This is a genomic window from Blautia sp. AF26-2 (assembly GCF_003460955.1).
GTDB classification, from domain to species: domain Bacteria; phylum Bacillota; class Clostridia; order Lachnospirales; family Lachnospiraceae; genus Fusicatenibacter; species Fusicatenibacter saccharivorans.
Window position 1 is genome coordinate 83,929 of sequence record NZ_QTWD01000006.1, and the last position, 20,790, is coordinate 104,718.

Below are 20,790 nucleotides of genomic sequence, written 5' to 3' on the forward strand. Positions count from 1 at the left end.
CACATAACTTCAGAGAGAAAAAAGGAGACTGTTGCGGCAGTCTCCTTTTTTCTGTATAATGATAACTATTCAGAGCCATGCGAAATTCCAGAAAAGGACACGAATCATGCTTGCATGAATGAGCGTTCTTTTCTGGAATTTCATATGGCGAGAAGCCACATCGAGATGCAGCGCAGCGGAATCGAGATGGGGCTCTGAATAGTCTGGTTAGAAAAGGAGCGGGCTAGTGGAAGAGAAGAAGAAAGAGATCCGGATTTCCGTGCGGAATCTGGTGGAGTTTATTCTGCGCAGCGGGGATCTGGACAACTCGTCGGGCGGTTTTGGCGAGCGGGATGCCATGCAGGCGGGAACGCGGGTGCATCAGCAGATTCAGAAAAAACGGGGCGCCGATTACCGTGCGGAGGTTCCGCTGGTTCACGAAAAAGAATATGAGCATTTCATCCTGCGCGTCGAGGGAAGAGCAGACGGCATGTACGAGGACGGAACCACGACCGTGATCGAGGAGATCAAGGGAACGTACCGTGACCTCGAAACGATGGAAGAGCCGGTTCCGGTACATCTGGCACAGGCGAAGTGCTACGCTTACATCTACGGCCTTCAGAACCGCAAAGAGGAGATGGGCGTGCTGATGACGTACACCCTGCTCTCCTCCGAGGAGGAAGGCCTTCTGCGCCCGCTCACCAAAGAAGAGGTAAAGCCGGAGCACTCTAACTGGCGCATCCGCCATTTTCTGCAGACGTACAAGCTCCCGGAACTGGAGCAGTGGTTCGATGAGCTACTCGACGCCTGGTTTATCTGGGCGGAATTCCAGTACCAGTGGCAGAAAGCGCGAGATGCCTCAATGCAGCACCTCGAATTCCCCTTCCCGTACCGGAAAGGCCAGCGGGAACTGGTGAGCGGCGTCTACCGTACCATTCTGCGGAAAAAAGAACTCTTCGTCCAGGCGCCGACCGGCATCGGAAAAACAATGTCCACGGTCTTTCCGGCCATCCGCGCGATCGGAGAGGGCTGCGGCGACCGTCTTTTTTATCTGACTGCGAAAACCATCACCCGTACCGTGGCAGAGGAGGCGGTCTCCATTCTAAAAGAGAAGGGACTGCAGTTCAAAGCAATCACGCTGACCGCAAAAGAAAAAATGTGCATCCTCGATGAGCCCGAATGCGATCCGATCCACTGCCCGCGCGCGAAAGGTCATTTTGACCGGATCAACGCGGCGGTGTACGAGATGCTGACGGAATGCGATTCCTACACAAGAGAGGAAGTCCTGCGCCAGGCGGAAAAATGGAACGTCTGCCCGCACGAGTTCCAGTTTGATGTGGCTTCGTGGGTGGACGGCGTGATCTGCGATTACAACTATGCGTTTGATCCGACCTCGAAATTAAAACGCTTTTTCGCAGAAGGAACGAAGGGTGACTACATCTTTCTGATCGACGAGGCGCACAACCTGGTCGAGCGGGGCCGCGATATGTTCAGTGCCACGCTCGTCAAAGAGGAGATTTTAAAGGTCCGCCAGCTCCTCCGCCCGTATGCACCGGGCAAAAAGCTCGAGAAGGCGCTGAATCGCTGCAATCACCAGATGCTCGTCTACAAAAGAGAGTGCGATTCCTGCACGGAGCTGGAAAGCGTATCGACGTTTCTTATGATGGTCAATCAGCTGCTGGAAGAACTGGCGGGCTGGCTGGAAGCGCATAAGACAAGCGAAATCCGGAAGCAGGTTCTGGAATTTTACTTTAACTTGCGAAATTTTTCCGAGATTTACAATTTAGTGGATGAAAATTATCTGATCTACACGAGTTATCTCGATAACGGCGATTTTGCACTGCGCCTGTTCTGCGTCAACCCGGCGGAGAATCTGCAGCAGTGTATCAACCAGGGGCGGTCGGCCGTCTTCTTTTCCGCGACGCTGCTGCCGGTGCAGTATTATAAGAAGATGTTCAGCACGAATACGGACGATTACGCGATTTACGTGGAGTCCCCGTTTGATCCCACGAAGCGGTGTCTGGCGATCGGAAGCGAGGTCAGCACGAAGTATCAGCGGAGAAACCGCGCAGAGTTTGAGAAGATCGCCGCCTATCTGAACGAGATGATCCAGAGCCGGAAGGGCAACTATATGGCGTTCTTCCCGTCATACCGCCTGATGCAGGATGTCTATGCGGTCTATGAGGAACTGTATGCAGATGAAAACGTGACCTGCCTGATCCAGGAGTCGGCGATGCGGGAGCAGGAGAGAGAAGCGTTTCTGGAAGCGTTTGCGAAAGACAACGAGAAAACGCTGGTGGGATTCTGTATCATGGGAGGCATTTTCTCGGAGGGAATTGATCTGGACGGGGAAAAGCTGATCGGCGCGGCCGTTGTGGGAGCCGGAATCCCGCAGGTGGGGCCGGAGAGAGAACTTTTAAAGCAATATTTTGACCGCAGCGGAGAGAACGGTTTCGACTACGCGTACCGCTATCCCGGCATGAATAAAGTATTGCAGGCGGCAGGGCGCGTGATCCGTACGACGGAGGACACGGGTGTGATTCTGTTGCTCGACGAGCGGTTCCGAAACCGGGAGTACCGCGAGCTGTTCCCAAGAGAATGGGAGGACTGCCGGATTGTGCAGCGCAGCAGCCTCCCGGAGGTAATCCATTCGTTTTGGGAGAGGGTGGATTGTGAGAGCGGATCAAAAGCCGGGCAGCAGGAAATGAAATCTCGGTGCAGCGCTGAACGTTACGTGTGATCCGCGCGGTTCCGGTATTCGCTCGGTGAGCAGCCCATCTGCTGCCGGAAAATTTTAGAAAAATAGGCAGGACTGGAAAATCCGGTCTGTTCCGCTACGGAAGTGATACTGGCCTGGCGCTCGAGAAGGAGCGGCAGGCTTTTTTCAATACGGTAATCGAGAAGATAGTCAAACAGGGATTCGTTCATGCATTTCTTGAAAAAACGGCAGCATTCACTGCGGCAGATGTGGATCTGTGCGGCGAGATCCTCGAGCGTCAGATGCTCCATATAATGGCGGTGGATGTAGTCGAGCAGAATGCGGAGCCGCTCAACATCACGCGCTGCCGCCGTGTTCTGGGATTCACCGGAAAACGATGCGTGGCGGTAAATCTCAATCCAGATCGACAGCAGAAGCTCCTGGATTTCCATCTCAAACGCGGACGGCTGTGAAAGCGAGAGGTCGTAGATGCGGTGCATACAGGCAAGTACCTGGTTCTGCCAGTCGATCTCCGGCGAAAAGACGATGGAGGCGAGCTGCATATCCGTCAGCACCGGTTCGACGTAGCGCGTCTGGATCACACTGTTTGAAAAACCATAGAGAAAGCGCGGGGCGAACGTGGTTGAAATATAGACGCAGTCCATCCCGTCGATCATGTGGCCGCTGTGAAGCGCATTCGTGTTGCAGAAAATGCCGTCCCCTTCTTTTAAGACATACGATTTGCCGTTGACCTGATATCCGATCTGTCCCGAGAGGACAAACGTCAGCTCAATTTCCGGGTGCCAGTGCCAGGAAAAGGAGCCGCGCTCGTAGCGGGAGAGCTGTTCGTAACTGATGTTGACAGGAAATTCATAGCTGCCGTGGGCCTTCAGCTCACGGTTTTCTTTATCCATGCGGATCTGCATGAAACGTACCTCCAATCCATAAAATCCATTAAAAATCATACGATAAGTAAAGTATGCGGCAAAAAGGGAAAAAAAACAAGAAAAAATCGAAGATCACCTCAATATAATTATCGTTTGCCCCAATATTGTTGTTGCAGATGGGCGTACGGCTCACTATAATGATACTTAAGAAGATAAGAAAAAACACACAAACACACAATACACACACAACACACAAAACGAAACCATGAAAACAACACACCAAAAAGAAAAGGAGACAACAAAATGAAACAGCAGGTACTGGATTGTTTTGCAAAACTGTTAGGGGGAGAGGGCGACATCCGCACCTACTTCGCACCTGGACGTGTGAACCTGATCGGTGAGCACACCGATTACAACGGAGGCCACGTATTTCCATGCGCACTGACCATCGGAACCTACATGGCAGCAAGAAAACGTGACGACAGAAAGCTTCGTTTTTACTCTATGAACTTTGAAAAACTCGGCGTGGTAGAATCTTCTCTCGATGAATTCCTGATGGGAAAAGAAGGCAACTGGACCGCATATCCGAAGGGAATGATGTGGGCATTTTGCCAGAAGGGCTTCCCGGTAGAGCAGGGCTTCGATATCGTGCTCTACGGAAACATTCCGAACGGCTCCGGCCTTTCCTCTTCCGCATCCGTTGAGACCGTAACCGGCGTAATGCTGCGTGACATGTTCGGCTACGACACCATCTCCATGATCGACATCGCTCTGTACGGTCAGTTCTCCGAGAACAACTACAACGGCGTCAACTGCGGTATCATGGATCAGTTCGCCATCGCCATGGGCAAAAAGGACTGTGCGATCTTTCTTGACACCAGCGATCTGAAATATGAGTACGCACCGGTTAAACTGGAAGGCGCAAGAATTGTCATCTCCTGCAGCAACAAGAAACGCGGCCTTGGCGACTCCAAATACAACGAGCGCCGCAGCGAGTGCGAGACTGCTCTGGCTGAGATTCAGAAAGTCAAAGACATCAAGAGCCTTGGCGAGCTGACCGAGGAAGAGTTTGAGGCAGTGAAAGATGCCATCAAAGATCCGGTCCGCCAGAAACGTGCAAAACATGCTGTTTACGAGAACCAGAGAACCGTTCAGGCCGTTGCAGCTTTAAAGGCAAACGACATCGCAAAATTCGGCGAGCTGATGAACGCATCCCACGTTTCCCTGCGTGATGACTATGAGGTAACCGGCATCGAGCTGGATACTCTTGTGGAAGAAGCATGGAACTGCCCGGGTGTCATCGGATCCCGTATGACAGGCGCAGGCTTCGGCGGATGCACCGTCAGCATCGTAAAAACAGAAGATATTGACAACTTCATCGCAAAAGTAGGCGCAGCTTACAAAGAAAAAATCGGCTATGCCGCAGACTTCTATGTCGTAGACATCGGAGACGGCGCAGGCGTATTAAAATAAGAAATAAAAAAGCTGGATCGGCAGCAGGGAGGAAGCTACAGTGATTAACGAGAGTATTGCAAAACTGGTAAAATATGGAGAAAATGCCGGTCTTGTTTCGGGACTGGATAAAATCTATGCGACAAACCGGATTCTGGAAGTCATGCAGATTTCCGATTACGAAGAGCCGGAGCAGATTCCGGAGACCCCGGATCTGGAAGAGACTTTAAATGAACTGCTTGATGATGCAGCTAAGCGCGGTCTTCTCGAACACAACAGCGTCGTTTACCGCGATCTGTTCGATACGAAACTGATGGACTGCCTGATGCCGCGCCCGGGAGAGGTGGTAAAGAAGTTTGAGGAACTCTATGCGAAGAGCCCGCAGGAGGCAACCGATTACTTCTACAAACTGAGCCAGGATTCCAACTACATCCGCAGATACCGCATCGCAAAGGATATCCGCTGGAGCGTACCGAGTGCCTACGGCGATATCGATATCTCGATCAACCTCTCCAAACCGGAGAAGGACCCGAAGGCGATCGCGGCTGCAAAACTGGCAAAACAGAGCGGTTATCCGAAATGCCTGCTCTGCAAGGAGAATGTGGGCTATGCGGGACGCGTCAACCACCCGGCGCGCCAGAACCACCGCATCATTCCGCTGACGATCAATCAGACGGAGTGGGGATTCCAGTACTCGCCATATGTGTATTACAATGAGCACTGCATCGTGTTCAATTTCCAGCATAACCCGATGAAGATCGAGCGCGCGACCTTTGTGAAGCTGTTTGACTTTATCAAGCTGTTTCCGCACTACTTCATCGGTTCTAATGCGGATCTGCCGATCGTGGGAGGCTCCATTTTAAGCCACGATCATTATCAGGGCGGTCACTATACCTTCGCAATGGCGAAAGCGCCGATCGAGCGCCATTTTACCATCAAAGGATACGAGGATGTGGAAACCGGCATCGTCAAATGGCCGCTGTCCGTCATCCGGATCCGCCACAAAGATGAGAAACGGCTGATCGATCTGGCAGAGCATATCCTGAACTGCTGGAGAGGTTACACGGATGAGGATGCGTTTGTATTCGCCGAGACTGACGGAGAGCCGCACAACACGATCACACCGATCGCAAGAAAAGTGGGCGATACGTTCGAACTCGATCTGGCACTGCGCAACAACATCACGACGGACGAATGCCCGCTCGGTGTTTACCATCCGCATGCACAGTATCATCACATCAAAAAAGAGAACATCGGCCTTATTGAGGTTATGGGACTTGCGATTCTGCCGGCGCGCTTAAAAGATGAGCTGGAAGAGCTTTCCAAATGCCTTGTAGAGGGAAAAGATGTCCGCGCTGTCGCAGAGCTGGAGAAACATGCCGACTGGGTAGACGAATTCCTGCCGCGCCATCCGGAGCTGAACAGCGAAAATGTGATGGATATCCTGAAAGAGGAAGTCGGAAAAGTCTTTGTCGGCGTACTCGAGGATGCCGGCGTTTACAAGTGCACCGAGGAAGGCAGAAGTGCATTTGCAAAATTCATGGAAACGTTGTAGAATAAACTAAATGCTTCAATTAACCCGCTGCGGCAAAAAAGCAGCAGCGAAGGAAAACATGGAGGATACCAAAATGAAAATCTTAGTTACTGGCGGTGCAGGCTATATTGGAAGCCACACCTGTGTGGAACTGCTGAACGCAGGCTATGACGTTGTTGTCATGGACAACCTTTACAATGCAAGCGAGAAAGCCATCGAGCGTGTAGAACAGATTACCGGAAAGAAAGTAACCTTCTACAAAACCGATATGCTGGACCGCGAAGGCGTAAAGAAAATTTTCGACAACGAGAAAATTGACGCTGTCATCCATTTCGCAGGCTTAAAAGCAGTCGGCGAGTCCGTACATAAACCGATTGAATATTATCACAACAACATGACCGGAACCCTGATTCTCTGCGATGAGATGAGAAACCATGGCGTAAAGAACATCATCTTCAGTTCTTCTGCAACCGTATACGGCAATCCGGCACAGATTCCGATCACCGAGGAGTGCCCGAAGGGAACCCCGACCAACCCATACGGCTGGACAAAAAGTATGCTCGAGCAGGTTCTGACCGACATCCACACCGCAGATCCGGAATGGAATGTTATCCTGCTTCGTTACTTCAACCCGATCGGAGCGCATAAGAGCGGCCTTATCGGAGAGGATCCGAAGGGCATCCCGAACAACCTGCTTCCGTATGTCGCACAGGTTGCCATCGGAAAACTCGAGTGCATCGGCGTTTTCGGTGATGACTACGATACTCCGGACGGAACTGGTGTCCGCGATTACATCCATGTTGTTGACCTGGCACGCGGCCATGTAAAAGCCATCCAGAAACTGGCTGACAACGAGGGCGTTTCCATTTACAACCTCGGAACCGGCAAAGGCTACAGCGTACTCGATGTGATCCACGCATTTGAGAAAGCATGCGGCCATCCGCTGAAATACGAAATCAAACCGCGCCGTGACGGTGATATCGCAACCTGCTACTCCAAATGCGACAAAGCAAAAGAGGAGCTTGGCTGGGAGGCTGAGTACGGCATCGAGGAGATGTGTGCCGATTCCTGGAACTGGCAGCAGAAGAATCCGAACGGATATAACGACTAATGTAATGTGAGTGTTATCTGGCGGTCCGCCGATACTTGAAAGAGTGTCGGCGGGCCGTTTTTGTATAGATAAATTCAGTCTTTTTTCACAAAGTCCGGCTTGCTAATTAAGAGGGAATCCGATATAATGTAAGAGTTAAAGTGTCCGTAAAAAAAGAGGGGCGGTTTGACATACAAGGAGGAAAAGCATGGACGATAGAAAAAATCAGAACCGGGAACCAGAAAAAGGCTCCGGGGGAGGACCGAAAAACAGACAGACGATACTCATTATCCTGATCTGCCTCCTCGTCAGCCTGATGGTGATGGGACTTCTGAACAATGCCCTTGGGGGAATTACTTCCGAGGATCTTGACTATAGCAAATTCCTGGACATGGTAAACAACGATGGAGTGCAGGAAGTTGTCTTGAAATCGGGAACACTGACCGTAACGCCGAAAGACCAGAAATCGGAGGGAATCACCTATCAGGTAACGATGATGGGAGATGAGCAGGAGCTGGTCGATCTGTTACAGGAGAAAGGCATTACGTACCACAAAGATCCGCCGGATTCTACCGGAACGATCATTTACACATTGCTGACCGTCATTCTGCCGGTTGTGATGCTTGTCGCTGTCATGGTATGGGTGATGCGCAGCATGAACAAAGGCGGCGGAGTCATGGGCGTAGGAAAGAGCAGAGCAAAGGCCTACGTACAGAAAGAAACCGGCGTGACATTCCGCGATGTTGCGGGACAGGACGAGGCAAAAGAATCGCTCCAGGAGGTTGTGGATTTCCTGCATAACCCTGGAAAATACACGACAATCGGTGCAAAACTTCCGAAAGGAGCGCTTCTTGTAGGCCCTCCTGGAACCGGAAAAACACTGCTTGCCAAAGCCGTAGCCGGTGAGGCGCACGTACCGTTTTTCTCGATGTCCGCTTCGGAATTTGTCGAGATGTTCGTCGGTGTCGGTGCATCGCGTGTGCGTGACCTGTTTGAGGAAGCAAAGAAAAACGCACCGTGCATCATCTTTATCGATGAGATCGATGCGATCGGAAAGAGCCGTGACAACAGCTACAACAGCAACGACGAGCGGGAGCAGACGTTAAACCAGCTCCTCGCCGAGATGGACGGATTCGACAGCTCCAAGGGTATTCTGATCCTTGCGGCCACAAACCGCCCGGAGGTTCTTGACCCGGCGCTGCTGCGTCCAGGCCGTTTTGACCGCCGGATTATCGTAGAAAGACCGGACCTGAAAGGCCGTGTGGAAATCCTGAAAGTACACGCCAAGAACGTATCGCTCGATGAGACGGTTGATCTCGACGGCATCGCACTTGCGACATCGGGAGCCGTTGGTTCTGATCTTGCAAATATGATCAACGAGGCAGCGATTCTTGCGGTCAAGAACGGAAGAAAAGCCGTTTCCCAGAAGGATCTTCTCGAGGCAGTCGAGGTTGTCCTCGTCGGAAAAGAGAAGAAGGACCGCATCTTAAGCCAGGAAGAGCGAAAGATCGTTTCCTACCACGAGGTAGGCCACGCACTTGTTACTGCACTGCAGAAGGATTCCGAGCCGGTACAGAAAATCACGATTGTGCCGCGTACGATGGGTGCGCTCGGCTACGTCATGCAGGTGCCGGAGGAGGAGAAATACCTCAACACGAAGAGCGAACTCGAGGCGATGATCGTCGAGTGCCTCGGTGGAAGAGCGGCAGAGGAGATCGTATTCGGCAATGTGACAACGGGAGCTTCGAATGATATCGAGAAAGCGACGAAGATTGTCCGCGCGATGATCACGCAGTACGGTATGTCGGAGAAATTCGGTCTGATCGGTCTTGCGACCCAGCAGAATCAGTACCTCGACGGAAGAATGGTCTTAAACTGCGGCGATGCCACAGCAACCGAAATCGACCACGAGGTCATGAAGATCTTGAAAGAGTCGTATGAGCAGGCAAAAGAACTTCTGGCAGCTAACCGCGATGCGATGGATGAAATCGCAGCTTACCTGATCCAGAAAGAGACGATCACCGGAAAAGAATTTATGGAGATTTTTCATCAGGTGATTGCAAAACGGAATGGAAACGCGGAAGAAGCGGTTGAAAATCCAGAAATATAAAAAGAAAGCAAAAAGGCCCGGCGGGAGCAGAGAAAACGATCTCTGCACGCTGGGCATTTTCAACATTACAGTCCCAAAAAGAGGAGGGTCATATGGCGTTTGATATCCAGGAAGAACTGAAAAAACTGCCGGGGAAACCCGGCGTCTATCTGATGCACGACGCGGACGATACAATTATCTACGTAGGAAAGGCGATTTCGCTGAAAAACCGTGTCCGCCAGTATTTCCAGACGAGCCGCAACAAAGGGCCGAAGATTGAGCGGATGGTCACGCATATCGCCCGTTTTGAGTATATTGTGACGGATTCCGAACTGGAGGCGCTCGTGCTGGAGTGCAACCTTATCAAAGAGCACCGTCCGAAATACAATACGATGCTGAAAGATGACAAGGCGTACCCGTACATTAAGGTGACCGTGAACGAGGATTTTCCACGCATTCTGTTTTCCCATCAGATGAAGAAGGACAAGGCGAAATATTTCGGCCCGTACACGAGCGCCGGAGCTGTGAAAGATACGATCGAACTGTTGCGGAAGCTGTACGATATCCGTTCCTGCAATAAGAGCCTGCCAAAGGAGATCGGCAAGGACCGCCCGTGTCTTTACTATCACATCCACCAGTGTAAGGCACCGTGCCAGGGATACATTTCCAAAGAAGAGTACGGCGAGCAGATCAAAAAGGCGATCAGTTTTCTGAATGGAAATTACAATGACATGATCAAAGAGCTGACTGGAAAAATGACGGAGGCGGCTGAGGAGATGCGGTTCGAGCAGGCGGCGGAGTACCGTGATCTGATCGACAGCGTGCGCAGGATCGGCGAGCGGCAGAAGATTACGAACAGTGACGGCGAGGACAAGGATGTCATTGCGCTTGCGATGGACAAAGAGGATGCGGTGGCGCAGGTCTTCTTTATCCGGAACGGAAAGCTGATCGGGCGGGAGCATTATTATCTGCGGATCGGCGAGGAGGAGCAGAAAAGCGAGGTGCTGCTCACATTTATGAAACAGTTCTATTCCGGCACGCCGTTCATCCCGCGGGAAATCATGATTTCCGAGGAGATTGCCGAGCAGGAGCTGATGGAAGAGTATTTAAGCAGCAAACGGGGCCAGAAGGTCCGCATCCGCGTGCCGAAAAAGGGCAGCAAGGAAAAAATGGTGGAACTGGCAGAGCGGAACGCACAGATCGTTCTCGACCAGGACCGCGAGCGGATCAAGCGGGAAGAGGGTCGGACGGTCGGTGCCGTAAAAGAGATCGCCAGATGGCTGAACCTGCCGTCGATCGACCGCATCGAGGCGTACGATATCTCCAATATCAGCGGTTTCCAGTCGGTCGGCTCGATGATCGTCTACGAGAAAGGAAAGCCAAAGCGCGCCGATTACCGAAAATTCAAGATCAAATCCGTCGAGGGACCGAACGATTACGCCAGTATGAAAGAGGTCTTAAGCCGCCGTTTTCTGCGCGGCATCCAGGAGGACAGCGGTTTCGAGCGGCTGCCGGACCTGATCATGATGGACGGCGGACGCGGCCAGGTTAACATTGCGCTTGAGGTGCTTGAAGAAATGGATCTTGCGATTCCGGTCTGCGGTATGGTAAAGGACGACAAGCACCGCACGAGGGGTCTGTATTTCCGAAACGTGGAAATCCCGATCGACCGGAACAGCGAGGGCTTCAAACTGATCACACGCGTGCAGGACGAGGCGCACCGCTTTGCAATCGAATACCACCGCCTGCTGCGGAGCAAGGGCCAGGTCCACTCGATTCTCGACGACATCCCGGGCATCGGGCCGACAAGAAGGAAAGAACTGATGCGCCACTTTCAGGGAATTGATGATATCAAGGCGGCAACCGTGGAAGAACTTTCCGGACTTCCGGGCATGAATAAAAAGGCGGCGGAGCAGGTTTACACATTCTTTCACGCACCTGCACAGGAGGAAAATGAGGATTCGTCAAAATAGTTAAATTTCTAGGTTGCCCGTGATGCTTTATTGTGCTAAAATCATAGAAGAGACGGATTTAAAAAGACGTCGAATGAAGTCGGAGGACAGGAAAATGAAAGAAATTGAAATGACCAAAATGGTGGAGGAAATGGATCTCCGCAACCTGACACCAGAGGTTGATATGACAGATCTTGTCATTGCCACACCGGATATCAACCGTCCTGCACTGCAGCTGACCGGTTACTATGAGCATTTTGCCAATGAGCGTGTGCAGATCATCGGTTATGTAGAGTTCACGTATCTGCAGCATCTTGAAGAGAGCGAGCGCGTTCGCGCGTTTGAAGAGTTTGTAAGCCGCAAGATCCCATGTGTCATTTTCACCACGAAGATGATTCCGGGACCGGAAATTCTGGAGCTGTGCAATCGTTATCAGGTACCGGCCTTTGCGGTAGACAAATCGACTTCCGTTTTCATGGCTGAAATCATCCGCTGGCTGAATGTCCAGCTTGCCCCGATGATCTCCATCCACGGCGTGCTGGTCGATGTATTCGGCGAGGGCGTTCTGATCATGGGCGAGAGCGGAATCGGAAAGAGCGAGGCTGCACTGGAGCTGATCAAACGAGGCCATCGTCTCGTCAGTGATGATGTGGTTGAAATCAGCCGTGTCAGCGACATTACGCTGGTCGGAACGGCACCGGATATCACGCGTCACTTTATCGAGCTGCGCGGTATCGGTATCATCGACGTCAAGACACTGTTTGGTGTCGAGAGCGTAAAAGATACCCAGTCCATCGATCTTGTCATCAAGCTCGAGGAGTGGGACAAAGAGAAAGAATACGACCGTCTGGGCCTGGAAGAAGAGTATATTGAGTTCCTTGGAAACAAGGTTGTCTGCCATTCCCTTCCGATCCGTCCGGGCCGTAACCTGGCGATCATCGTAGAAACCGCTGCTGTCAACCACAGACAGAAGAAGATGGGCTACAATGCCGCACAGGAGCTGTACCGCCGTGTACAGGCTAACTTAGTGAAAAAAAGAGAGGAGAAGTAAGAAAATGGCAAACTATGTATTTGGAATCGATGTTGGGGGTACTTCAGTGAAATGCGGACTGTTCCAGACAGACGGAACTCTGTTGGAAAAATGGGAAATCCCGACCCGCACCGAAAACGGCGGAAGCGAAATTCTGCCGGATATCGCAAAAAGCGTAAAAGCAAAAATGGCTGAGAAGGGTATCGCGGCAGATGATGTTGCCGGTGTCGGCATTGACGTACCTGGCCCGGTTAATGACAAAGGTGAGCTTTCCATCGCAGTCAACCTGAACTGGGGATATAAAAATATCGTAAAAGAGCTTTCCGACGAACTCGGCGGAATGGCAGTAAAAGCAGCAAACGACGCAAACGCAGCAGCTCTCGGTGAGATGTGGGCAGGCGGCGGAAAGGGAAGCAAGAACCTGGTTATGGTTACCCTTGGAACCGGTGTCGGCGGCGGAATCATCGTGGACGGCAAGATCGTAGCAGGTGCTCACGGCGCAGGCGGCGAGGTTGGTCATGCATGTGTTGAGCCGGAAGAAGAAGCGGTCTGCAACTGCGGAAACCACGGATGCCTCGAGCAGATGACATCTGCAACCGGTATCGTTCGTCTGGCAAAGAAATATCTGGCATCCCATGATACTCCGTCTTCTTTAAGAGAAAGAGGAGAGTCCATCAGTGCAAAAGCTGTCTTTGATGCATTAAAAGAAGGCGATGCAGCAGCAGAAGCAATCGTTCAGGAGTTCTCCGAGTACCTCGGAAGAGCACTTGCAGTATTCGCATGCGTTGTTGACCCGGAAGTTATCGTAGTCGGCGGCGGTGTATCCAAAGCAGGCCAGATCCTGATCGACGGCGTAGCTAAATACTACCGTGAAGCAGCATTCATCGCATGCAAAGATACCCCGATCGTACTCGCTTCCCTTGGAAACGATGCTGGTATCTACGGCGCAGCAAAAATGCTGATTGACTAATTGATTCAGATGGAAAAAGAAGTATAGAAAAACCGGTCCTGCTGGCATATGCCAGAGGGCCGGTTTTTTGTGCATAGACTTGACTGAAAAAGTTATTCGGAAGAGCCGCTCTCTTCGGACTGCGGCTGTACTTCCGATATCTCCGCCGGGGTATCCGGTTCTGACGGTGCATCAGGCGTCTCCGGTGTGTCAGGAGTCTCTGGTGTGTCAGGAGTCTCCGGTGTATTAGAAGGCGGATCGGCAGGTGTTTCGGGCGGAGCCGGAGTTTCCTGCGGTGCCTCCGTCGGTGTCGGGGTTGCCTGCGGAGTTGATGCTGCAGAAGGGGTTCTGGTCGGCGTCGGTGTTGAGGCCGGCGCGGTGTAGTGGCCCTTGCAACGCTCGGTCGGCAGATCGGATACCGCAAAGTATTCGGTGATGGACGGGCAGCTTGAGCGGGCGAGCAGGCCGGTCTTCGTACAGATCGTTGCCTCCTGTACTGTTGCGGAAGTTTCGAAATCCATATCGGCAAGGCCTTCGTGGATTTCATTCATGACCTTTGCCCAGAGACGTTTGTGGAATTCACGGTCGCTCTCCGGAAACTCCGCGTGTGTATCATACGTTGCCCAGATGGCAGCGGTATAATATGGTGTAAAGCCTGCAAAGACGAGATCCTTGGCCTCATTCGTCGTACCGGTTTTTCCGGCTGCGTGCATATTGTCGAGGCGGGCGGCAACACCGGTACCTTTTTCCAGAACATCCTCCATGACATTGGTGAGGAGGGAGGCAGTGCTTGCCTTGAAGACCTGCGTTGCCTTGTTTTCTGTGTTGTCAATTAAAACATTTCCCTTGCTGTCGGTAACCTTTGTGTAGAACACCGGCTTGCGGTACTGGCCGCCGTCTGCGATTGCCGCGTAGGCTGCCGTCAGTTCGAGATCACTGACACCGTAGGTGATACCGCCGAGAGCCAGCGGCTGGATCACATCGTATTCCTCGGAGAGTTTGGAAAAACCAAGCTTCTTCAGATAATCAAAGCCGACCTTCGGCGTAAGCTCGGTCAGTACCTTGACGGCCGGGATATTGATGGAATTGATGATCGCCTGGCGGACGGTAACATCACCATGGTAGGTAAGATCCGAGTTCTGCAGCGGTGTGCCGTCACTGTAGTTGAACGGCTCATCCTTAATTACCGTAGCGAGTGTAATCTTTCCAAGGTCGAGCGCCGGTCCGTACGCGGAAAGAATCTTGAACGTGGAACCCGGCTGGGAATAATTATCGGTTGCGCGGTTGAAGGTAAGACTTGCTGTTTTTTCGCCGCGTCCGCCGACGATGGCTTTCACGTAACCGGTGCGCTGATCCATAACGGTCATGCACGCCTGCGGCTGCGGGGTGAAGCTGCTGCGCTCGGCAACAATCGTATCGCCTTCCTGCATGATAGCGGCTTTGTACTGGTCGATATAGCTCTGTGCCTCCTCCTGGGAGTCAAAGAGCAGATCGAAACTCGGATCGCTGTTGCGGAAGTAGAGCTGCAGCATCTCTTTGCTGTAGTTCTGTACCTCGCCGTCTGCCTGCTCTACGGTGAGCGCCCAGTCGAGACCGATCTGCGTGTTCGCCGGGAAGTTCTCCGGATTCTGGAATTCCGTATCGAGAATCGACTGCATGTAGGAATCCTGTGTGGTATAGATTTTGAGGCCGCCGCTGTAGACAACGTTCTTTGCCTGCACTTCGGTGTAGCCTTTCTGTACCATCAGATCGTTGATCAGGTTGGTGATGACTTCATCAATAAAGTAGGAGTACGGCGCGCTCTCCGCCTGGGACTGCGTGTGCATGGCGATGCGGTCGTAAACATTGTCGTTCATGGCAATGGTGTATTCTTCTTCGGTGATGTAGCCCTGCTCTTTCATGTTGTTCAGGATCTTGTCGCGGCGCTGCTGGTTTTTCTCCGGGTGGTTTTTCGGATTATATGCCGTCGGCGCCTTTGGAATTGCGGCAAGAACGGCGCATTCAGAGAGCGTCAGATCTTTTGCATCCTTTCCGAAATACGTCTGCGCTGCCGTCTGGACACCGTAGCAGCCGGAACCTAAGTTGATCGTATTCAGATAATTTTCCAGAATAACGTCTTTGGCGTTTTCACCCTCTGCAGTCAGTGTTTTTTCCAGCTTCAGCGCCAGGTACTGTTCCTGGATCTTCCGCTTGAAGCTCTGCATCCGCGTCTCTTCCATCCAGTCAGTGAAAACATTGTTTTTTAAGAGCTGCTGTGTGATCGTGCTGGCACCCTCGGTAAAATGAAAGCCGTGGCTGACGCCGACAACGAAAGCACGGATGATACCGCTCGGATCGATGCCGTTGTGCTCATAAAAACGGGCATCCTCAACCGCGACGATCGCGTGCTGCATATCGAGCGGAATCTCCTCAATCGAAATCGAGACACGGTTTCCCTGAGCCCCGGTCAGCTTCTGTACCTGGTTGCCGTCAGCATCGTAGATAAACGACGCGTTGCCGAGCGGCATGATATTTGCCTCCGAGATATCAGGGGCACTGTCAATCACGCCGCGGACAGCGCCGATCACAAGCCCGGCACCGCAGACGAGAACGACAAGAAGAAGACAGAACGCGATGCGCAGCGCCGTCACGCCGGCCGTCTTTTCAATCTTTCCGTAATGGGACCGCAGATCTTCACGTTTGTCTTCCAGATGACTTTTTCCAAAGTGCATATAGAAAATCCTCCTTATGTCATGTTCATGCAAAACTGATTTAGTTCAGTAATCAATGGTGTTCCTGCCCTGCAAAAAGCAGGGTATACTTATTTTTATTATACCAAACAAAGGGCTGGAATAAAAGTATTTCTGAAAAGAATGCTGATTTTTCAGAAATGATATGGTAAGATAGGTACATATTTGGATGAAGGAGTAAGGACATATGATCGATCAGTTTCGGACGGTTTACCGGGGTGGAACCGGGGAAATCGTGGAGAAGAAATCACGTTTTATTGCAACGGTGCGTCTGGTGGAATCTGAGGAGGAGGCACTTTCCTGCCTGGAAGCTCTGCGGAAAAAATACTGGGATGCGCGGCATAACTGTTTTGTGTATATTATTGGAGAAAATCAGGAGACGGTGCGCTGCAGCGATGACGGGGAGCCTTCCGGCACGGCAGGGCGGCCGATGCTCGATGTGGTACAGGGAGCAGGCCTCCGCAATGTGCTTGTTGTGGTGACGCGGTATTTCGGCGGTACGCTGCTGGGAACGGGCGGCCTGGTGCGCGCGTACTCGCAGGCGGTGCAGGAGGGGCTGGCAAACAGTGTTCTGATTGACGAGATCTGCGGCGTGCGGCTGTTGATTGAGACGGATTACAACGGCATCGGTAAAATCCAGTATCTGCTCGGCCAGCGGGGGATTCCGATTCTGGAATCCGAGTACACCGATCAGGTGAAAATCCGCGTTCTCGTTCCGAAAACGGAGGTGGACCGTCTCTGCGCGGAGATTACCGAGGGGACGAACGGAAAGGCAAAACTGGAAAAAGAAGAGGAGCTGTACTTTGCGCAGAACGACGGAGAGCTGATCTTCGGGGATGAGCTGACGCAGTATAAGAATCTGGAGGCAGAAGAATTAGGATAAAGGAGGATGCGACATGAGGTTTCCGGAAAATCTGAAAAAGGGCGGAACGATCGGCTTTGTGGCACCATCGTTTGGATGTACGACAGAGCCATACAAGTCCGCGTTTGCAAATGCACAGAAAAAATGGAAAGAGATGGGATATCAGCTGGATCTTGGGCCAAACTGCTATGCAGAGCACGGCATCGGAATCAGCGCGGCACCGGAGGAGTGCGGAAAAGAGCTGACGGAATATTATGTCAGTGAGAAGAATGACTGTCTGATTTCCTGCGGCGGCGGAGAGCTGATGTGCGAGGATCTCGATTACGTGGATTTTGAAAAGATCAGAAAGGCACCGGAGAAATGGTATCTCGGCTATTCTGACAATACGCATTTTACGTATCTTCTGCCGACCATCTGCGATACGGCGGCTGTTTACGGTCCGTGTGCGAGTGATTTCGGCATGGAGCCGTGGCATAAATCCGTAGCGGATGCGTTTGGCGTACTGACGGGAGAAGTGCGTACCGTCCGCGGCTATGAGGGATGGGAAAGAGACGATGCGAAGGGCAGAAGCGAGGAAAATCCGTATCTGCCGTACCAGATTACAGAACCGCGCGTTCTGCGCCGCTTCCCGGATGCGGACAGTGCATTTGAGGGACGACTCATCGGCGGCTGTCTCGACTGTCTCGTCAATATTCTTGGAACGAAGTACGACGGAACGGTTGATTTTGTGGAAAAATATAAAGAGGACGGTTTTGTCTGGTTTCTGGAAGCGTGCGATCTGAACGTCTTTGCGATCCGCCGCGCAATCTGGCAGATGGAGCACGCCGGCTGGTTCCAATATGTGAAAGGCTTTCTGATTGGCCGCCCGCTGCAGTTCGGACAGAAATTCGGGGAACTCGACCAGTACCGCGCCGTGACGGATCTGCTTGGAAAATACAACGTGCCGATCGTGATGGATCTCGACATCGGACACCTTCATCCGGCGATGCCGCTGATCGTCGGAAGTTATGCGAAGGTGGCCGTGGAAGGAAATGAGATTGAAATTAAGATGGAGTGCCGTTAGAACGCTTTTGAAAAATATTTTCTCGAGCGGCAGGGCAGAGCCTGTGGGAAAATGTCTGCGCGCGTAGAAGAACTATCGGCGCATCCGGCAGATGCCGCGGAGCTTTTTGACATCGAGAATCGTGACCGTGCCGCGGGAGAGTGCGACGATGCCGTCTTTCTCGAACGACTTTAAGGTGCGGGAAACGACCTCTCTGGCACTGCCGAGGTTCCGCGCGATCTGCTCGTGCGTGGTGGAGAGCACCGGGGAACCGGTGCGGATGCGTTCATCCTCGAGATATCCGGCAAGGCGCTGGTCAAGCCGCGTAAAGAGAAGCTGGCCCATCGCCCACATGACTTCGGAAAAATGCTCCGTTGTTTCCCGGTAAATGTAGTTTTCAACGTAAATATTCTGATTCAACAGTCTGCGGAACGTGCTGGCCGGAGTGATGAGAACTTTCGTCTCCTCCTCGGCCTCAATCAGAATATCAAAGCTGATTTCCTGCATCGCACAGGAGGCAGACAGCGTGCAGACTTCGCCGGGACCGGTGGTAAACAGGGTAATTTCCCGCTGCTCGCCGGACTGGATAAAGATGCGGAGCTTGCCGGAGAGGACAAGCAGAACGCCGAGACAGTCATCGTCACAGCTGTAGAGAAAATCGCCGCGCTGATACGTCGTCAGGACGGAAGAGAGCACGAGTGTCTGCTGTTCATCGGCGGTAAGCTTTGAATAAAATGGATAATGCTCCTGAAAACAGGATTCCAGAAAAGATGACATAAATAAAACTCCTTTCGGAAGAAGAACGTTCTTTTGTAAACTACGGCAGCAGCCGTTTCTTCCATGATAGAAAAGAACAGAAAGAAATGCAAGAAAAAACGTATCGGTTTTTGTGCCGATACGTTTTTTCTTGCATTTCCAATATTACGCTGTTTATTTTACAGAGTTAATCAGTTCTTCTAGCTCCTCATAGGAAACGGCGCCGACGTTTTTCTTTACGAGCTCGCCGTTTTTGAAGAAAGCGAGGGACGGAACGCTCATGACTTTAAAGGATCTTGCCAGCTCCGGTGCTTCGTCAACGTCTACTTTGTAGAACTGGATCTCCGGCATATCCTCAGCTGCCTCTTCGATGACCGGGGCGAGCATTTTGCACGGTCCGCACCAGGTAGCAAAGAAATCAACAACGGCAACGCCAGGTGCTGCCTGCAGAGCTTTTTCGAAGTTTTTGGATGTAACATGAATTAATGACATAATAGAAGTCCTCCTTTTTATTGTACGGGTAATTCCCGGTAACTGTTTTTCTGTTGTGACTGTAGAATATCACAGCAGAACGGGAAGTTCTGTGACTAAGTCACAAAACTATCTGGGTTCTTTTCCCTGGCGGAAACATTCGATCATTTCGCCGGTCAGGCTGATGAGATTTGGCGTTTCGGGCAGGGAACCGCGGTCAAACCATTCGGCAGTGGAGAGCTCGTCGCGGTCGAGGGTGATGGATGGATCGCCGTCTACATCGCAATAGAAGCCGGCAAGCAGCGAACCGCTGAAGGACCATGGCTGACTCTTATAGTATCTCAGATTTTTGACTTTCAATCCGACTTCCTCCATAACCTCGCGGTGCACCGTCTGTTCCAGTGTCTCGCCGACTTCTGTATAACCTGCGACGAGGGCATAGGAACGGTGGCTGCTGTGGGATGGCGCATACTTCGTGAGCAGCAGGCGGTCGCCATCAGTGATGGCGACAATGACGCTTGGGCAGATCACCGGATAGGAGAGTGCGCCGCAGGACGGGCACTGCATCGCACGTTCATTTCCGGGCGCGTGCATCTTGGTTCCGCAGCGGCCGCAGTAGGTGTGGTCTGTGTACCAGGTGTGGATCTGGTAGCCGGTGATGCCGGCGAATCCGAGCCATCCCGGAACGGCGCGGCGCAGAATCAGTGTGTTTTCATATTTCCAGATATCAAATTCCGAAAGCTGCGGGCGGCGCAGTTCATAGTAATTGGTTTCGTCGATACGGAACAGAAATTTTGCTTTTTCCCGGATTTCCGGGAAAACAGGTGCAATTTCTGCAATCGAAGGATAGCGGATCTGCGGATCTTCAAAATTGCACAGAATTGTGTGATGACCGTAGATGAAAACGAGATCGGTATCGTTCGGTGTGGAAGGGTGGTAATCTACATAATATTTATGCGGAGCGATATCCTGAATCATAAGAACTCCTTTCCTTGGTAAAAAAAGTTTTTGATAAAACAAAAAACCGAAATTCCTGTGAAGAAATTTCGGTAATAAAAAGAGCGCGAGACGGGATTCGAACCCGCGACCCCAACCTTGGCAAGGTTGTACTCCACCCCTGAGCCACTCGCGCATATACATCCTTTTGGATGAAGCGGGTGATGGGAATCGAACCCACGTATCCAGCTTGGAAGGCTGGTGTTCTACCATTGAACTACACCCGCAGATGATGGGCACTGATTTTTTTTCTCTGTCTTGTTGACTGCCGTGC

The 20,790-nt window shown here is 51.9% G+C and carries 15 protein-coding genes and 2 tRNA genes; 10 read left to right on the plus strand and 7 right to left on the minus strand.

What is annotated here, in order from left to right:
• The first annotated feature begins 226 nt into the window (after nt 1-226).
• Nucleotides 227-2,719, plus strand: a complete 2,493-nt coding sequence (locus DWY63_RS09165; protein WP_117801941.1) for an ATP-dependent DNA helicase — start codon at nt 227-229, stop codon at nt 2,717-2,719.
• Here the strand turns inward: DWY63_RS09165 and DWY63_RS09170 are convergent.
• Nucleotides 2,710-3,603: an AraC family transcriptional regulator gene (locus tag DWY63_RS09170; protein WP_055219743.1), complete on the minus strand. Its 894-nt coding sequence runs from the start codon at nt 3,601-3,603 to the stop codon at nt 2,710-2,712. The genes DWY63_RS09165 and DWY63_RS09170 overlap by 10 nt on opposite strands.
• 264 nt (nt 3,604-3,867) lie before the next feature.
• On the opposite strand from DWY63_RS09170, the gene DWY63_RS09175 reads away from it, so the two are divergent.
• The 7 genes from DWY63_RS09175 to DWY63_RS09205 all read left to right on the plus strand — a co-directional run bounded on the left by DWY63_RS09175 (nt 3,868) and on the right by DWY63_RS09205 (nt 13,681).
• A complete protein-coding gene (locus tag DWY63_RS09175; protein ID WP_117801942.1) occupies nt 3,868-5,037 on the plus strand; it encodes a galactokinase in 1,170 nt (389 codons plus the stop codon).
• 40 nt (nt 5,038-5,077) lie between these two features.
• Nucleotides 5,078-6,571: a UDP-glucose--hexose-1-phosphate uridylyltransferase gene (galT, locus tag DWY63_RS09180; protein WP_055219747.1), complete on the plus strand. Its 1,494-nt coding sequence runs from the start codon at nt 5,078-5,080 to the stop codon at nt 6,569-6,571.
• 73 nt (nt 6,572-6,644) lie between these two features.
• The gene (gene galE, locus DWY63_RS09185; RefSeq protein ID WP_022463123.1) at nt 6,645-7,661 is read left to right on the plus strand and encodes a UDP-glucose 4-epimerase GalE; all 1,017 of its coding nucleotides are present in this window, start codon (nt 6,645-6,647) and stop codon (nt 7,659-7,661) included.
• A 187-nt stretch (nt 7,662-7,848) separates the two neighbouring features.
• On the plus strand, nt 7,849-9,750 hold the full coding sequence (gene ftsH / locus DWY63_RS09190; RefSeq protein WP_055227005.1) for an ATP-dependent zinc metalloprotease FtsH: 1,902 nt from the start codon (nt 7,849-7,851) through the stop codon (nt 9,748-9,750).
• Between the two features lie 92 nt (nt 9,751-9,842).
• Nucleotides 9,843-11,702, plus strand: a complete 1,860-nt coding sequence (gene uvrC, locus DWY63_RS09195) for an excinuclease ABC subunit UvrC (RefSeq protein WP_117509664.1) — start codon at nt 9,843-9,845, stop codon at nt 11,700-11,702.
• 94 nt (nt 11,703-11,796) lie between these two features.
• Nucleotides 11,797-12,732, plus strand: a complete 936-nt coding sequence (hprK, locus tag DWY63_RS09200) for an HPr(Ser) kinase/phosphatase (RefSeq protein WP_022463126.1) — start codon at nt 11,797-11,799, stop codon at nt 12,730-12,732.
• Nucleotides 12,733-12,736: 4 nt separating this feature from the next.
• The gene (locus tag DWY63_RS09205) at nt 12,737-13,681 is read left to right on the plus strand and encodes an ROK family glucokinase (protein WP_117509663.1); all 945 of its coding nucleotides are present in this window, start codon (nt 12,737-12,739) and stop codon (nt 13,679-13,681) included.
• Nucleotides 13,682-13,773: 92 nt separating this feature from the next.
• Here the strand turns inward: DWY63_RS09205 and DWY63_RS09210 are convergent, their stop codons facing one another.
• Nucleotides 13,774-16,371: a transglycosylase domain-containing protein gene (locus DWY63_RS09210; protein WP_117801943.1), complete on the minus strand. Its 2,598-nt coding sequence runs from the start codon at nt 16,369-16,371 to the stop codon at nt 13,774-13,776.
• 205 nt (nt 16,372-16,576) lie between these two features.
• Here DWY63_RS09210 and DWY63_RS09215 point away from each other — a divergent pair, with 205 nt between their 5' ends.
• Together DWY63_RS09215 and DWY63_RS09220 are read left to right on the plus strand one after the other, a co-directional pair.
• On the plus strand, nt 16,577-17,272 hold the full coding sequence (locus DWY63_RS09215; protein ID WP_117760495.1) for a YigZ family protein: 696 nt from the start codon (nt 16,577-16,579) through the stop codon (nt 17,270-17,272).
• Between the two features lie 13 nt (nt 17,273-17,285).
• Entirely contained in the window at nt 17,286-18,314 is a 1,029-nt protein-coding gene (locus DWY63_RS09220) for a S66 family peptidase (RefSeq protein ID WP_117801944.1), read from the plus strand.
• 72 nt (nt 18,315-18,386) lie between these two features.
• On the opposite strand, the gene DWY63_RS09225 is transcribed toward DWY63_RS09220, so the two are convergent.
• The 5 genes from DWY63_RS09225 to DWY63_RS09245 all read right to left on the minus strand — a co-directional run bounded on the left by DWY63_RS09225 (nt 18,387) and on the right by DWY63_RS09245 (nt 20,743).
• On the minus strand, nt 18,387-19,070 hold the full coding sequence (locus DWY63_RS09225) for a Crp/Fnr family transcriptional regulator (RefSeq protein ID WP_117509659.1): 684 nt from the start codon (nt 19,068-19,070) through the stop codon (nt 18,387-18,389).
• A 153-nt stretch (nt 19,071-19,223) separates the two neighbouring features.
• On the minus strand, nt 19,224-19,541 hold the full coding sequence (gene trxA, locus DWY63_RS09230) for a thioredoxin (protein WP_117801945.1): 318 nt from the start codon (nt 19,539-19,541) through the stop codon (nt 19,224-19,226).
• 108 nt (nt 19,542-19,649) lie between these two features.
• Nucleotides 19,650-20,498 carry an NAD(+) diphosphatase gene (gene nudC, locus DWY63_RS09235; RefSeq protein ID WP_055226996.1) on the minus strand — a complete coding sequence of 283 codons (849 nt, stop codon included), beginning with the start codon at nt 20,496-20,498 and terminating at the stop codon, nt 19,650-19,652.
• A gap of 82 nt (nt 20,499-20,580) precedes the next feature.
• Nucleotides 20,581-20,652 (minus strand) — tRNA-Gly (locus tag DWY63_RS09240).
• Nucleotides 20,653-20,672: 20 nt separating this feature from the next.
• Nucleotides 20,673-20,743: transfer RNA gene (locus DWY63_RS09245), tRNA-Gly, on the minus strand.
• Nucleotides 20,744-20,790 lie beyond the last annotated feature (47 nt).

What these genes read in the sequence shown, in the direction of transcription:
- DWY63_RS09170 (WP_055219743.1), bottom strand. Translation starts at nt 3,603, where the DNA reads ATGCAGATCCGCATGGATAAAGAAAACCGTGAGCTGAAGGCCCACGGC.
- DWY63_RS09175 (WP_117801942.1), top strand. Translation starts at nt 3,868, where the DNA reads ATGAAACAGCAGGTACTGGATTGTTTTGCAAAACTGTTAGGGGGAGAG.
- galE (WP_022463123.1), top strand. Translation starts at nt 6,645, where the DNA reads ATGAAAATCTTAGTTACTGGCGGTGCAGGCTATATTGGAAGCCACACC.
- ftsH (WP_055227005.1), top strand. Translation starts at nt 7,849, where the DNA reads ATGGACGATAGAAAAAATCAGAACCGGGAACCAGAAAAAGGCTCCGGG.
- uvrC (WP_117509664.1), top strand. Translation starts at nt 9,843, where the DNA reads ATGGCGTTTGATATCCAGGAAGAACTGAAAAAACTGCCGGGGAAACCC.
- hprK (WP_022463126.1), top strand. Translation starts at nt 11,797, where the DNA reads ATGAAAGAAATTGAAATGACCAAAATGGTGGAGGAAATGGATCTCCGC.
- DWY63_RS09205 (WP_117509663.1), top strand. Translation starts at nt 12,737, where the DNA reads ATGGCAAACTATGTATTTGGAATCGATGTTGGGGGTACTTCAGTGAAA.
- DWY63_RS09210 (WP_117801943.1), bottom strand. Translation starts at nt 16,371, where the DNA reads ATGCACTTTGGAAAAAGTCATCTGGAAGACAAACGTGAAGATCTGCGG.
- DWY63_RS09215 (WP_117760495.1), top strand. Translation starts at nt 16,577, where the DNA reads ATGATCGATCAGTTTCGGACGGTTTACCGGGGTGGAACCGGGGAAATC.
- DWY63_RS09220 (WP_117801944.1), top strand. Translation starts at nt 17,286, where the DNA reads ATGAGGTTTCCGGAAAATCTGAAAAAGGGCGGAACGATCGGCTTTGTG.
- DWY63_RS09225 (WP_117509659.1), bottom strand. Translation starts at nt 19,070, where the DNA reads ATGTCATCTTTTCTGGAATCCTGTTTTCAGGAGCATTATCCATTTTAT.
- trxA (WP_117801945.1), bottom strand. Translation starts at nt 19,541, where the DNA reads ATGTCATTAATTCATGTTACATCCAAAAACTTCGAAAAAGCTCTGCAG.
- nudC (WP_055226996.1), bottom strand. Translation starts at nt 20,498, where the DNA reads ATGATTCAGGATATCGCTCCGCATAAATATTATGTAGATTACCACCCT.